This is a genomic window from Nocardioides ginsengisoli (assembly GCF_039537225.1).
Classification (GTDB): domain Bacteria; phylum Actinomycetota; class Actinomycetes; order Propionibacteriales; family Nocardioidaceae; genus Nocardioides; species Nocardioides ginsengisoli.
Genome location: NZ_BAABAC010000010.1, coordinates 1 through 13,639 on the forward strand (window position 1 = coordinate 1; position 13,639 = coordinate 13,639).

General features: G+C 72.6%; 10 protein-coding genes. 7 read left to right on the forward strand and 3 right to left on the reverse strand.

Annotated elements, in window-relative coordinates; all coding sequences use genetic code 11:
• The first annotated feature begins 125 nt into the window (after positions 1-125).
• Both AB4880_RS06275 and AB4880_RS06280 read left to right on the forward strand, forming a co-directional pair.
• Positions 126-1,355 (forward strand): hypothetical protein, encoded by a 1,230-nt coding sequence (locus AB4880_RS06275; protein ID WP_367918358.1) that lies wholly within the window; start codon positions 126-128, stop codon positions 1,353-1,355.
• A 33-nt stretch (positions 1,356-1,388) separates the two neighbouring features.
• Entirely contained in the window at positions 1,389-1,544 is a 156-nt protein-coding gene (locus AB4880_RS06280) for a hypothetical protein (RefSeq protein ID WP_367918359.1), read from the forward strand.
• A gap of 13 nt (positions 1,545-1,557) precedes the next feature.
• Here the strand turns inward: AB4880_RS06280 and AB4880_RS06285 are convergent, their stop codons facing one another.
• Positions 1,558-2,226: an NAD(P)H-binding protein gene (locus AB4880_RS06285; protein ID WP_367918360.1), complete on the reverse strand. Its 669-nt coding sequence runs from the start codon at positions 2,224-2,226 to the stop codon at positions 1,558-1,560.
• A 53-nt stretch (positions 2,227-2,279) separates the two neighbouring features.
• Between AB4880_RS06285 and AB4880_RS06290 the strand changes: the two genes are divergently transcribed.
• A complete protein-coding gene (locus AB4880_RS06290; protein ID WP_367918361.1) occupies positions 2,280-2,918 on the forward strand; it encodes a pyridoxamine 5'-phosphate oxidase family protein in 639 nt (212 codons plus the stop codon).
• 78 nt (positions 2,919-2,996) lie between these two features.
• Here AB4880_RS06290 and AB4880_RS06295 read toward each other — a convergent pair whose 3' ends face one another.
• Positions 2,997-3,764, reverse strand: coding sequence for a thioesterase family protein (locus tag AB4880_RS06295; protein WP_367918362.1), 768 nt, complete (start codon positions 3,762-3,764; stop codon positions 2,997-2,999).
• 64 nt (positions 3,765-3,828) lie between these two features.
• Between AB4880_RS06295 and AB4880_RS06300 the strand changes: the two genes are divergently transcribed.
• From AB4880_RS06300 to AB4880_RS06315, 4 genes are all read left to right on the forward strand, one after another.
• Positions 3,829-4,266, forward strand: a complete 438-nt coding sequence (locus tag AB4880_RS06300) for a hypothetical protein (protein WP_367918363.1) — start codon at positions 3,829-3,831, stop codon at positions 4,264-4,266.
• Positions 4,267-4,370: 104 nt separating this feature from the next.
• A complete protein-coding gene (locus AB4880_RS06305) occupies positions 4,371-5,441 on the forward strand; it encodes a glycerophosphodiester phosphodiesterase (protein WP_367918364.1) in 1,071 nt (356 codons plus the stop codon).
• Positions 5,442-5,462: 21 nt separating this feature from the next.
• Entirely contained in the window at positions 5,463-5,879 is a 417-nt protein-coding gene (locus AB4880_RS06310; protein WP_367918365.1) for an HIT family protein, read from the forward strand.
• A gap of 2 nt (positions 5,880-5,881) precedes the next feature.
• On the forward strand, positions 5,882-7,651 hold the full coding sequence (locus tag AB4880_RS06315; protein ID WP_367918367.1) for a DUF429 domain-containing protein: 1,770 nt from the start codon (positions 5,882-5,884) through the stop codon (positions 7,649-7,651).
• Positions 7,652-7,670: 19 nt separating this feature from the next.
• Here the strand turns inward: AB4880_RS06315 and AB4880_RS06320 are convergent, their stop codons facing one another.
• Positions 7,671-13,307, reverse strand: a complete 5,637-nt coding sequence (locus tag AB4880_RS06320) for an OmpL47-type beta-barrel domain-containing protein (RefSeq protein ID WP_367918366.1) — start codon at positions 13,305-13,307, stop codon at positions 7,671-7,673.
• Positions 13,308-13,639: the final 332 nt, after the last annotated feature.

Sequence of the window (13,639 nt, forward strand, 5' to 3'; positions counted from 1 at the left end):
CGGAGGTCTTCGTCATCGTCCAGCAGGCGCGCCGTACCTAACGTCCGTGGTCAGTACAGCTAGGGCGCGCCGTGGTCGACTCGATCTGGGCCTCGAGCGCATGGTGCTTCCGCAAGGTCGAGAGCGTGGAACTGCTGGAGGGCGAGCGAGCGCGGCGCAGGGTGTCACTCGACTGCATGCCACCGCCCGAGCCACAGCTCGCCTACGAGCGGGCGGAGCGACTCCGCCGTTGGCGCAGGCCGAAGGGCGCGGCCATGGTCCCGCTGGCGTTCGTCGCCAAGGGCGTCGTGCGAAATCTGGACACCGAGGGGCCGGACGGCCAGTCGCTCCCCGTGCTGGGGCGCGAGGAGAACGGCGAGCTCGCCCTCGCCGCTCTGGCCTGCCAGTTCGAGCGCGAGCTGGGGCCGATCGCGAAGGACGTCTACCCCTACCTCGAGCAGATCGTCTTCGGAAGCCCTGAGGAAGCCGTTGCGGCGGTGACGGGGTTGTCTCCGACAGCCGGCGCCGAGACCGATGACGTCGAGTTCGAGGGCGTTTCCGGGCCACTCATCGATCTGGCCTTCGACCTTGCCCGGAGCTTCCTCCTGGTGGTGCTCGTACCGCGCGACCTGGTCGGAACGCGGACCGTCCTCAAGTTCTCCTTCGACTGGACGGCGTCGCGAACTCCGGCGGGCATCTTCACCGGTGTGCTCGCCAGCGCGGGCTATCGCACGCAGCCGTTCGCGCTCGATGTGGGCGACCCCAGCTGGGCGGCCTCCTATCACTTGGACGTCCGGGTTCAGGCCCCGCTGCAGGCTCGCTCCCTCAGCCTGCCGAGTGCGGACGACGGCGAGGCCTCCGCCGGAGGGGACAAGGGCCTCGGCACGCTGATCCACGCGAGCGCGTCGTACCCGTACAGCCCGCCTCCGGACCGCGAGGCGACCTTGCAGGTCGGCGTCGAGGCGGCCTCGATACGGCTCGTCGCGATTCTCGTCTCCCTGTTCACGGCGTCGGTGTTTCAGCTGGCCCTGTGGCTCGATGGGGCGCGGGACGCGCTTCTCGAAGCGCCCGATGGTGCGGTGGCGGTCTTGCTGGCCGCACCGGCTGTCGGCATCGCGCTCCTTGCCGGGGCGGGCGAGAGTCACCTTGCGGCAGCGCTGCTCCGTCCCCTGCGTTGGATCACCCTGAGCTGTGCGGCGCTTCTCGCAGTGGCCAGTGCAACCTTGGTCGGTCATCTCCATGAGCCGTGGCTCACGTGGTTCTGGATCGGCTCTGCCTGGCTTGCTGCCGCCTTCGCGACCTACCTGACGGTGCCCGTGATCCACGGAACCGTGTGGGCCGTGCTGTTGAGACGCTCCGAACCGTCGGAGGTCTGATCTAATGTTCTCGTCGAGAGGAAGGAGTCGGTGATGAGCGAGCGCAAGCCCAAGGCCGCCGTCCGCATCACGACCATCGAGGGGCCTCGCAGCGTCACCAAGGGCACCTCGTCGATCGCGGAGTACGGCAAGAAGCGCCGCAGTTTCGTGTCATCGACGACCAAGATCGGCAAGTCGAAGTACGCCTGAGCGGCGATGGCGCCTAAGGCGTGCCATCCGCCGCAGCGCCGTCGAGTGCCTCGGCGATGGGCACGTCGCCACCCACCAGGTTCCACTGCCGCCCGACCGTGTCGGCCCGCCCCACCACCGCAGCCAGTACGGCGGCCACGTCGCCGCGTGTGACCGGCCTACGCGGCACGTCGGGGCCGAGGGCGACCAGGCCGGTGGGCGGGTCGTCGGTGAGGCGGCCGGGGCGGAGGATGGTCCAGGCGAGGGTGCTGGCGCGGACGGCGGCGTCGGAGTCGCGCTTGGCGGCGACGTAGGCGGCCCAGGTGGGGCCGGCGTCGGGGGAGACGGGGTTGTCGACGTCGATGGCGGAGACCTGGACGTAGCGCGCGATGCCGAGCTGTTCGGCGGCGGCGATCGACTTCAGGGCGCCCTCGAGGTCGACGGTCCGCTTGCGCTCGATGTTGCCGTCCGGGCCGCCACCGGCGCTGAAGACGACGGCGTCGCAGCCGGCGAAGGCGGTGGCGAAGCCGGCGGCGTCGGAGGCCTCGATGTCGAGCAGGCGCGCTCCGGCGCCCAGGGCCTCGACGGCCTCGGCTTGGGCGGCGCCGCGGACGAGCGCGACCGGCTGATGGCCGGCGGCGACGAGGAGCGGGTGCAGCAGGCGGGCGATCTGGCCATGGCCTCCGACGACGGCGATGCGCATGGGCCCACCGTACGACCGGTGTCCGAACGCGCCGGCATGCCAGACTCGCCGCCGTGAGCCGCACCGAGCCGACCCGGATGCCCGAGCTGATGTCGCACGACCGGGCCGACCTCGACGCACTCCTCGAAGCGGGCGTCCTCGCCCACCTCTCCTTCGTCGACGACGACGGCACGCCCGCCGTCCTCCCGACCGCCGTCGCCCGCTGGGGCGATCTGCTGCTCGCGCACGGCTCGACCGGATCGCGTTGGATGCGCCGGGTCGCGTCGGGCGTCCCGACGGCGGTGTCGGTGGCGGTCGTCGACGGCGTGATCGTGGCCCGGTCGGCGTTCGAGTCCTCCCTCGTCTCCACGAGCGCGGTGCTGTTCGGCTCGTTCGCCGTGCTCGAAGGAGCGGACCACGAGGCGGCGCTCGACGTCCTCACCGATCGGATGCTCCCCGGACGCACGAGCGAGGTACGTCGACACACCCGGCGCGAGCTCGCCGCGACGCTGGTGCTGGCGATGCCGATCCAGACCTGGTCCCTGCGTCGCTCCGACGGATGGCCCGAGGACCCGGAGGAGGACGTCGCCGGCTCCGCCTGGGCGGGTCTCCTGCGCTACGGCGCGCCGCCGGTGACGCGGCATCCGGCGCCGGACCTGCGGCCCGGGATCCCCGAGCCCGGCTCGCTCGACCGGGTCCGCGGGGTGCGCTGACCCCGGTCTCACCCGGCACAACTGTCGCGAATCCGGCGGATTCGGAGCGGATCTGCCGGGTGGGACGGGGAGCCAGGATCAGGGGCGCACGGTCAGCGTCTGCGCGACCGTCCCGAGCGGGCCGTTCTCGTCGTGCATCTTCGAGCTGGTGACGCCGATGCCGCCGGCGCCGTACGACTGCGTGGTGTCGAGGCCCAGCCAGCCCGCCGCGGGCGCATGCAGGAAGTGGGCGGTGAGGTCGAGGTTGGGGAAGGACACCTTCGTCGGGTCGGTGCGGACGGCGATCCCGTTGGTGATGTCGATCAGGCCGGCGACGGCGGCGAGGCGGCTGACCGGCTCGTCGGCGACCAGCGCGTGCGAGGTGCGGACCCAGACCATCGACCGGCCCGGGCCGAGCTCCTTGCGGCGGATCTCGATCGACGCGATGAAGCCGCCGGCCCAGAGGCCGGCCATGTCCCACGGCTCCATCTCGTCGGCGGGCGGGATCGACGGCAGGTCGGTGCCGGCGAGCGGCGTCGTGTCGTAGGGCTCGGCGAGCCAGGCGCGCAGGACGACGACCGCGCGGCCGTCGTGGCGGGCGGTGGCCTGGACCAGCTCGATGGTCCGGCCGGGGCGCAGCACCTCGACCTCGACGTCGATCGGCTCGATCGGGATGACGCCGAGGATGTCGTAGGACAGCCGGCTGATCACCAGGCCGTCGGAGCGGCGGGCGTCGCGGTCGCGCTCGACCTCGTGGGCGAGGACGCCGAGGGCCGGCGCGACGTGCTGGGTCCGCTGGTCCCAGGCGCCGCCCACGTGCTCGGTGGGGGTGAAGGTGTGCGGGGAGGTGCGGTGCCAGTACGCCACCTGCCCATTCTGCTGGGCCGCGGGCGTGCGGCGTACCCCCGAAGGGAGGGCGGATGATGCTGGCATGCCCGCCTCGCTCGCCACCTCCGTCGCCGGCACCTTCGTCTGGCTGGGCATGGTGCTGGCCATCTCGTTCATCGAGGCGCCGGTGAAGTTCCGGGCGCCGGGCGTGACGCTCAAGTTGGGTCTGGGCATCGGGCGGCTGGTGTTCCGCGCGCTCAACGCGTGCGAGCTGGTGCTCGCCGTGGTGGTGATCATCGGCCTGCTGACGGGCGACCCGGGCAGCGGCCCGGTTGCCGCGCTGGGGGTAGCGGTGGTGGTGCTCGTGACGCAGCTGCTGTTGGTCCGGCCGCTGCTGACCCGCCGCTCGGACGCCGTCCTGGCGGCGCCCGAGGGCGCGGACGGGCCGCGCTCCCACGCGCATCTCTGGTACGTCGGCACCGAGCTGGTCAAGGTCGTCGCGCTGCTCGTCGGCGGCATCCTCCTGCTGGGCGCCGGCTGAGCACGCTCCCGCCCACTGACGTTCACCCGTGCCTCTCCGACGGGCCACCTGCGGCTGGTCGGCTGGCGGTCATGACTCGGAAGACCCTCCTCGGGAGGACGCTCATGGCCACCACGTCCGCGGTCCTCGCCCTCGGCGCGACCACCGTCGCCACCCCCGCCCACGCCGCACCCGGCCACGGCGCGCAGCCGGTCCGGCACGCGGCCGGCGAGCCGCTCGTCATCGCCCACCGCGGCGCGTCCGGTTACCGGCCGGAGCACACGCTCGCGGCCTACCGGCTCGCGATCCGGATGGGCGCCGACTACGTCGAGCCCGACCTCGTCTCCACCAAGGACGGCGTCCTGGTGGCCCGCCACGAGAACGAGATCAGCGGAACCAGCGACGTCGCCACGCACCCGGAGTTCGCGAACCGCAAGACCACGAAGGTGATCGACGGCGTCGCCGTCACCGGCTGGTTCACCGAGGACTTCACCCTCGCCGAGCTCAAGACGCTGCGCGCGAAGGAGCGTCTGCCACAGGTGCGGCCCGACAACACCCGCTACGACGGGCAGTTCGAGATCCCCACGCTGGCCGAGGTCATCGCGCTGGTGAAGCGCGAGTCCGGCCGCACCGGACGCCAGATCGGCATCGCGCCGGAGACCAAGCACCCGTCGTACTTCGCCTCGATCGGGCTCTCCCTCGAGAAGCCGCTCGTCCGCACGCTGCGTGCCTCCGGCCTCGACCGGCCGCACGCGAAGGTCGTCATCCAGTCCTTCGAGGACGGCAACCTGCGCCGGCTCGCCACCATGACGCGGGTGTCGCTGGTCCAGCTCGTCGACAAGGCGGCCCAGGTGACGCCTTCCGCGCTCGCCGACATCGCGACGTACGCCGACTGGGTCGCGCCGACCAAGAACCTGATCCTCCCGCGCGACGCGAGCGGCGCGATCGGCACGCCCAGCACGCTGGTGCGCGACGCGCACGCCGCCGGGCTGAAGGTCGTCACCTGGACGATGCGCGCGGAGAACCAGTTCCTGCCGACCAACCACCGGATCGGCACGGACCCGAACGCGCGCGGCGACCTGGCCGGCGAGATCGACGCCTTCCTCGACGCGGGCGTCGACGCGCTCTTCTCCGACCACCCCGACATCGCGGTCGCGGCGCGCGACGCGTGGACCGTGCAGCAGGGCGCCGCCTGACCCATCCTCTAGATTCGGCGCATGGCGGACTGTGTCTTCTGCACCATCATCGCCGGCGGGGCGGAGGCCGACGTCGTCCTCGACGAGCCGGACCTGCTCGCGTTCCTCGACCGGCGCCCGGTGTTCAAGGGCCACGTCCTGCTGGTGCCGCGCGACCACATCGCCACGCTGCCCGACCTCCCGGCCGGGCAGCGTGACGGCTTCCTGGCCGCCGCGCAGCGGCTCTCGAGCGCGGTGGTCGACGGGCTCGGCGCGCAGGGCAGCTTCGTGGCGATGAACAACGTGGTCAGCCAGTCGGTGCCCCACCTGCACCTGCACGTCGTGCCGCGCACCAAGGGCGACGGGCTGCGCGGGTTCTTCTGGCCGCGGACCAGGTACGCCGCGGGCGAGTCCGCCGACTACGCCGCCCGGCTGCGCGCCGCGCTGGAGGCCTCGTGAGCATGCACTTCGTCGGCGTCGACCTGGCCTGGGGCGAGCGGCGGCCGACCGGCCTCGCGGTCGTCGACGCCGACGGCCACCTGCTCCACGTCTCCGCGGTGCGCACCGACGACGAGATCGTGACCGGCCTGGCGCCGTACGTCGACGGCGACTGCCTGGTCGCCATCGACGCGCCGATCGTCGTACCGAATGCGACGGGCAACCGCCCGGCCGAGGCCGCGCTCAACCGCGACTTCGCGCGCTTCGACGCGGGAGCGCACCCGTCCAACACCGGCAAGCCGGAGTTCCGCGAGCAGCCGCGGGCGGCGCGGGTCGCGGCCCGGCTCGGGCTCGACATCAATCCGCGCTCGCGCCGTCCGCGCCGGGCGATCGAGGTCTACCCGCACCCGGCGACCGTGGCCCTGTTCCGGCTCGGCCGCACCCTGAAGTACAAGGACAAGCCCGGTCGCGACCTCGAGCAGCTGCGCGCCCAGCTGGTGATGCTGATCGGGCTGGTCGAGGGGCTCGAGCACGCCGACCTCCCGCTGCACGTCGGCGGCCTGGCCGGCTGGCAGGAGCTGCGCGCCGCGGCCGAGACCGCCGCGCGCAAGAGCGAGCTGCGCGTCGTCGAGGACCAGGTCGACGCCGTCGTGTGCGCCTACATCGGGCTGTTCGCCGAGCGGGCGCCCGACCGCGTCACGACGTACGGCGACCTGGCGACGGGCTACATCGTGACCCCCACGCTGCCCGCCGACCTCGAGCCGACCCCGCGGCTGGGGCGCGGCTCGGAGGGCCCGCTCGACGTCGGCTCGGCAGTCCGCCGGTATGCGGAGCTGCAGCCCGGCCTGGTTCCGGTGACCGAGGGCTTCGTGCGGCTGGTGACGTCGATCCTCGACGAGGCGGGCATCAACTACCTGACCGTGACGGGACGGGCGAAGTCGGTGTCGTCGTTCGCGTTGAAGGCCGCCAAGACCGTCGACGGGCGGCTGATCTTCAGCGACCCGCTGCACGAGATCACCGACCAGATCGGCGTCCGCGTCATCACCTACGTCCACAGCGACGTGCAGGCGGTCGTCGACCTGCTGGAGGACCAGATCGTCGTCCACGACGACCGCGACCTCGGCCAGGAGACCGCCAGCGAGGGGCGCTTCGGCTATGCCAGTCGACACCTGCTCGTCGGCCTCGACCCCACCCGCGACGACGCCGACGGCCTGCTGCACGGACATCGGGCAGCGCTGCAGATCCGTACCGTCCTGCAGCACGCGTGGGCCGAGTTCGAGCACGACGTCCGCTACAAGGGCGCCGTCCCGCCGGAGCACGTGCTCGACCTCGACCGCCGGTTCACCCTCGCCGCCGGGCTGCTCGAGCTGGCCGACCGCGAGTTCTCGACGATCCGCGACCTGCTCCGCGACGGACCGGCCGAGACCGCCGCGGCCGTCGACGCCGAGCGCGCCGACGACGACCCGCGGATGAGCCCGCGCGAGCTGGCCGCCTTCCTCGCCGGGCAGTATGCCGACGCCGGCTGGTCGCGCACCGACCACTACGCGTGGATCTCGGCTCTCGTCCTCGAGCTCGGCATCACCTCGCTCGCGGCCCTCGGCGACACGCTGCGCTCGGTCGACGACGAGCTGCTGCGCGAGCGGATGGGCTACCGCTACCCGCCGGGCGCCGTACGACGGCTCGACGACGCGCTGCTGTGGGTCCACGGCGAGCGGTACGTCGAGCTGCGCGGCAACGAGCACCGCGCGTCGGCGCTGCGCGCCCGGCTGGCGAAGATGCGCGACGAGGACTGAGCCTCGCCGCGCACCCCCGTCAGCGCAGGCCGAGGTTGACGTAGTAGGTCTGCCCGTCGTCGAGCCGCACGCCGACCCGCCAGTAGTTGCCGCCGGCGCTCGTGCTCTTCCAGTTGTAGAGGTACTGCTGGGCGGTGGCGTCGTACCGGTAGGTGGTGCCGCTGTCGGCCGAGGCGGTGTAGACCGTCTCGTCCACCGGCGCGCTGGTGGCGCTGCCCTTGACGGGGGTGAGCCACACCGGCGCGGTCGGCGACTGCACCACGGTGCCGTCGTCCCGCTTCAGCTGGAACTTCGCCGGCACGGTGCTGCCCGCCTTGAAGGTGCTGGTCGCGACGCCGATCTGGTGCGCGGTGTCGTTGATCGGCTGCAGGAAGCCGTCGAACCGGTACTTCACGGCGTAGGAGCCGGTGACGGTGGTCGTGTTGCCGGCCTTGTCCGTGGCGACCGCGGTGTAGGCGAAGCCGCCGACGCCGTTGGCGTTGCCGCCCGTGACGCTCACCCGGCACGAGTCGACCCCGGAGACGGCGTCGGCCGCGTTGCACGAGGCGCTCGGGACGGCGCCGAGGGTGTACGTCGCGCCGGCCACGTTGACGTCGGCCGTGGTGAGCGTCGGCCTCTCCTGGTCGATCTTGATGCCCGACACCGTCGCGGACGCCGTGTTGCCGGCGTTGTCGGTGGCGGTGCGTGCCACCGCGTTGCTCGCCCCGTTGGTCGCCAGGACCACCGGGTCCGGGCAGGTGGCGATGCCGGAGAGGGCGTCGGAGCAGGTGAACCGCACCGTGACCGGGGACGTGTACCAGCCGTTGGCGCCCAGCGTCCCGTCGACGATCGCGCCGGTGATGACCGGGGCCGTCTTGTCGAGCTTGACCGTCACCTTGTCGCTGCCCGTGTTGCCGGCGACGTCCTGGGCGGTGCCGGTGATGTCGCGGCCCGCGGTCTCGGCGCTGACCACGACGTCGGGCGTCACGCTGCCGGCCTTGACGCCGGACCCGGCGTCGTCGTCCTTGGCGTCGAAGTGCACCGTCACGTCGGCGTTGTTCCACTCCGCGCTGTTCGGCTTCGGGGACACCGTGTGGGTGAGGGTCGGCGCGATGTTGTCCCACTTCAGGGCGACGCTGTTGGCGGGCTCCCGGTTGTCGGCGTTGTCGACGGCCCAGTAGGTCAGCGTCGCGGCGCCGGACCCGTCGAGCGGCACGGTCACGGTCTTGGTCGCGCCGCCCGCCACCTGGGTGGCGCCGCCGTTGACCTGGTAGCGGATCTCCTTCACGCCGGACAGGCCGGGCTGGTCGGTCGCGGTCAGGACGACATTCGCGTTCGACCCGGTGCACCAGCCGTTGACCTTCGTGCACTGGTTGTTGGACGTGGTCGAGGGCGCCGTGCCGTCGACGTTGATGCCGCCCACCGTCTTGCCCGCGCGCTCGTTGCCGGCGACGTCGGACGCCGGGTCGCTGGTCACCGACTGGTTGGCGCCGTCGGCGCGGATCGCCTTGCTGGTCGGGCAGGTGGCGACCCCCGACAGGGCGTCGGTGCAGGAGAAGTCGACGATGACCTGGCTGTTGTACCAACCGGCCGCATTCGGCTGGGTCGTCGGAGCGCCGCTGATCGCGGGCGCCGTCCGGTCGATCTTGACGTGGACCGTGGCGGGCGCGCTCTCGTTGCCCGCCTTGTCGTCGATGGTCACCGGACCTGCAGTCAGGTCGGCGCCCTCGCCGGTCACCGTGCTGTTCCCCGGCTGGCTCGCCGGGTCGATGCCCGACAGCGCGTCGTCGCCGACCCACTGGACCGCCACGTCGCCGCGGTACCAGCCGTCGCGGGCGCCGGCGGGGAGCACCCCCTGCAGCGTCGGCCGGGTCCGGTCGATCCGGACCGGTCCGTAGTCCGTGCTGCTGTGGTTGCCCGCCACGTCGACCGCGTCGCCGTGGACGACCTGGTTCGCGCCCTCGTTGACCAGCGTGGTGTCCCCGGCACATCCGGCCACGCCGTCGATCCCCGAGTCGGCGTCGGTGCAGTGGAAGGTCACGTCGACGTCGCCGTTGTTCCAGCCGTAGCCGTTGGCGGACGGGCTCTGGCTGCCGGTGATGGTGGGAGCGATCGTGTCGACGTCGAGCGGGAAGGTGCGCACCTGCTCCGCATTGCCCGCGGCGTCGACGCTCCAGTAGTCGACGGTGTGGCGACCCGTGGAGAGGTCGGCGGTGAACGGCTCGCCGTACTGCTGCGGGGCGCCGTCGTCGATCGTGTAGTACGTCGCCGCCACGCCCGACTGCGCGTCGCTCGCCCCGAACGCGAACGGGATGCCGCTGGTGACGAACCAGCCCGAGTCCGGCGAGATCGGGTTGATCACCGTGGTGACGGGTGCGGTCCGGTCGATCCGGAAGGTCAGCGGGGCGCCGGCCGTCTCGACGTTGCCGGCCGCGTCGCGGCTCCAGAAGGTGACCTGGTGCGGGCCGTCGGCCGCGACGGTGAAGGGGCCGTCGTAGAGCTGCGGGTCGCCGCCGTCGACGCTGTAGTGCGTCGCGCTCACCCCGGACAGGTTGTCGCTGCCGGTGAGGGACACCTCGACCGGGACGACGTACCACCCGCTGTCCGGCAGCGCGGGCACGGCGGCGGTGGTGGTCGGGGCGGTCCGGTCGATCCGGATCCCGTCGACGGTCCGGCTGGTGGAGTTGCCGGCGTGGTCGGACACGCTGGCGCTCGCGCTCAGGTCGTCGCCCTCGCCGCCGACCGTGCTGTCGGCCGGGCAGGCGCCGTCGATGTCCGACGTGGCGTCCGCGCAGGTCCAGGTCACGGTGACGTCGTCGCGGTACCACCCGGCGCCGTTGGGAGCGGTGGTCGCCGTACCGGTCAGCGTCGGGGCCGTCTTGTCGATCTTCAGGGTGATGCTGTTGCCCGCCGTGGGCTCGACGTTGCCGGCCGCGTCGAGGCTCCAGTAGCGCAGGGTGTGCGTGCCGTCCTCGACCACGGGAACGTGCGCCGCGTAGAGCACCGGGTCGCCGCCGTCGAGGGAGTAGTACGTCGCCGCGACGCCCGAGAGGTTGTCGGCGGCGGACAGGTCGACCTCGACGCCCGCCTGGTACCAGCCCTGGTGCAGGACACCGGAGACCGTCGCCGACGTGGTCGGAGCGGTGCGGTCGATCCGGATCCCGCTGACCGTCGCGGTGGAGCTGTTGCCGGCCCGGTCGGTGCAGGTCGTGGTCGCGCCGAGGTCACTGCCCTCGCCCGTCACGGTGCTGTCGGCGGGCTGGGCGGCGACGCCGGAGAGGGCGTCGGTGCAGGTCCAGGTGACGGTGACGTCGCCGGTGTGCCAGCCGCCGGGGAAGCTCCCGGTGAGGACCGGCGCGGTCGTGTCGACGTCGATGCCGCTCACGCCGTCGTGAGCGGAGTTGCCGGCGTTGTCGTCGGCCGAGCCGCCCGCGGACTGGTTCGCCCCCTCGTGCAGCACCTTCGGGGCCGGGCAGGAGGCGACGCCGGACAGGGCGTCGGAGCAGGCGAAGGAGACGGTGACGTCGCCGTCGTACCAGCCGTCGTGGTCGGCCGGGCGGTCCGTGGACGCCGTGATCGTCGGCGCGGTCTTGTCGATGCTCACGACCGCCGTGTCGGTGGCGGAGTTGCCCGCGTGGTCGCTCACGGTGCCGACGACCTGCTGGGCGGCGCCCTCGGTCGAGACGGTGCTGGGCGCCGAGCAGCTCGCCACCCCGGAGCCGCCCTGGTCGGCGCAGGTGAAGGTGACCGTGACGTCGTGGTTGGTCCACGCGCCGTCGGTGTAGGAGAGCGGGGTGAACAGGTGGCCGATGGTGGGCGCGGTCCGGTCGATCCGGACGACGACCGACTGCTGCGACTCGGCGTTGCCGGCCCGGTCGGTGCTGAAGTAGGTGACGGTGTGCTCGCCCTCGGCGCTCAGCACGAGGCTGGTGCCGGTCTGGACGTCGCCGCCGTCGACCGCGTAGTAGGTCGCGGCGACGCCGGACAGGCCGTCCGTCGGCGCGAGGGACACGGTGACGCTGCCGTTGACCCAGCTGTTCGAGACCCCGGAGAGCCCGGTGACGGGTGCGGTGCGGTCGATCTGGATGCCGGCGACCGTGCGCGTGGTGGTGTTGCCCGCCCGGTCGGTGCAGCTCGTGGTCGCGGAGAGGTCGGCGCCCTCGCCCCCGACGGTGCTGTCGGCCGGCTGGGCGGCGACGCCGGAGAGCGCGTCGGTGCAGGTCCAGGTCACCGTGACGTCGCCGGTGTGCCAGCCGGCCGAGAAGCTGCCCGTCAGCACGGGGGCCGTGGCGTCGACGTTGATCCCGCTCTGCTGGGCGCTCGCGGTGTTGCCCGCCCGGTCGCTCGTCGAGCCGCCGGCGGACTGGTTCGCCCCCTGGCTCAGCGTCTGCGCCGCCGGGCAGGCCTGGACGCCGGAGAGCGCGTCGGAGCAGGCGAAGGAGACGGTGACGTCGTGGTCGTACCAGCCGGCGGCGTTGGGCGCGCGGTCCCTCGACGCGGTGATCGTGGGCGCCGTCTTGTCGAGCTTGACCGTCGTGGCGGTCGTCGCCCGGTTGCCGGCCTTGTCGACGCCGGTGCCGGAGACGAGGAGGCCTGCGGTCTCCGTGCTGACGGTCCTGCTGGCCGACGCGGGCGAGGTGCCGTCGGCGACGCACGAGGCGACGCCCGATCCGCCCGGCTCGTCGGTGCAGGTGAAGGTCACCGTGGCGTCGGTCCGGTTCCAGCCCGCCGCGTTGGGAGCGGGGGAGACGCCCGCCGTGATCACGGGCGCGGTGGTGTCCGCGGGCGTGGTGGCGAAGGAGGCGGTCGCGGTGTTGCCCGCCTTGTCGGTCGCGGTGCTCGTGACCGTCGTACCCGCGGGCACGGTCTTGGAGCTCGAGGCCGGGCTGGTGCCGTCGGCCACGCAGGTCGCGACACCGGACGACGTGACGCCGCCCGGGCTGGTGTCGGAGCAGGTGAAGGTCACCGTCGAGGTGCCGTCGGCGTTCCTCGTCTCGGTGCCGGTGATGGTCGGCTTCGCCTTGTCGATCCGGACGTCGACCGACGCGGGCGAGCCCTGGTTGCCGAGCCGGTCGGCGGTCGCGGCGACGCTGACCGTGGTGACGCCGTTCTGGGTGACGGTCTGGTCGGGGAAGACGTTCGCGTTGGCGACGCCGACGCCGCCCGCGGCATCGGCGACGGCCCACTTCACCGTCGCGTCGACGTTGTTCCAGCCCGCGGCGTTGGGCGCCGGCGTGACGGTCGGCGTCGAGGCGGGGCCGGTGTTGTCGGCGACGTACGACGCCTGGGTGCTGTTCGACTGCCCCGTGCAGTTGGTGCGCGGGGCGTTGAAGCCGGGGGAGGCGGCGACCGTGACCGCCTGCGCCCCGTTGCCCGCACCGCCCGTGAAGGTGAACGTCCACGACGTCTTCGCGGTGTCCGACAGCTGCCGTGCCGACAGCGCGCCCGACACCTCGACGCACTTGGTGTCGCTCGACGTGGTCACCGTCAGCGTGAGCGCACCGCCCTGCTTGGCGTACAGCGTGCCGTTGACCGCGAGCGTGCCCGACCCGCCGGTGAAGACGGCCGCGCTGACGCTCGAGGCGGACGCCGGAACGGTCGCGGCGCCGAGCACCAGCAGTGAGGCGAGCGCCACCAGCAGGCTCACCAGGCAGGAGCAGACGCTCCTCCACGTCACAGAACGCACCATCTCGACCAGGCCTCCCCGCACTTCGACAACCCCGTAGCGAGCCCCGAACGTACGAGCGGGCCGGTCCGGCCCGCAGACGATCCGAGGTTCCGACCGCCCGCGGCGACGAGAGTTACCCAATAGTGGGGAGGGGGCGGCGGCCGGCGGAGACCCGCGCCGAGGACTGAGTTCCGGACGGCCAGAACGCCGTACCGGGGTCAGGTCGTAGGCTGCGACCCGATCGAACTGGACTCGAGAAGAGCTGAGGTAAGCAGATGGGTCGTTTCGACGGGCGGGTCGCCGTCATCACCGGAGCCGCGCGCGGGATCGGGTTCGGCACC

Excerpts from the sequence above, each read along its gene's own strand:
- AB4880_RS06280 (WP_367918359.1), top strand. The coding sequence starts at position 1,389 with ATGAGCGAGCGCAAGCCCAAGGCCGCCGTCCGCATCACGACCATCGAG.
- AB4880_RS06285 (WP_367918360.1), bottom strand. The coding sequence starts at position 2,226 with ATGCGCATCGCCGTCGTCGGAGGCCATGGCCAGATCGCCCGCCTGCTG.
- AB4880_RS06300 (WP_367918363.1), top strand. The coding sequence starts at position 3,829 with ATGCCCGCCTCGCTCGCCACCTCCGTCGCCGGCACCTTCGTCTGGCTG.
- AB4880_RS06305 (WP_367918364.1), top strand. The coding sequence starts at position 4,371 with ATGGCCACCACGTCCGCGGTCCTCGCCCTCGGCGCGACCACCGTCGCC.
- AB4880_RS06310 (WP_367918365.1), top strand. The coding sequence starts at position 5,463 with ATGGCGGACTGTGTCTTCTGCACCATCATCGCCGGCGGGGCGGAGGCC.
- AB4880_RS06315 (WP_367918367.1), top strand. The coding sequence starts at position 5,882 with ATGCACTTCGTCGGCGTCGACCTGGCCTGGGGCGAGCGGCGGCCGACC.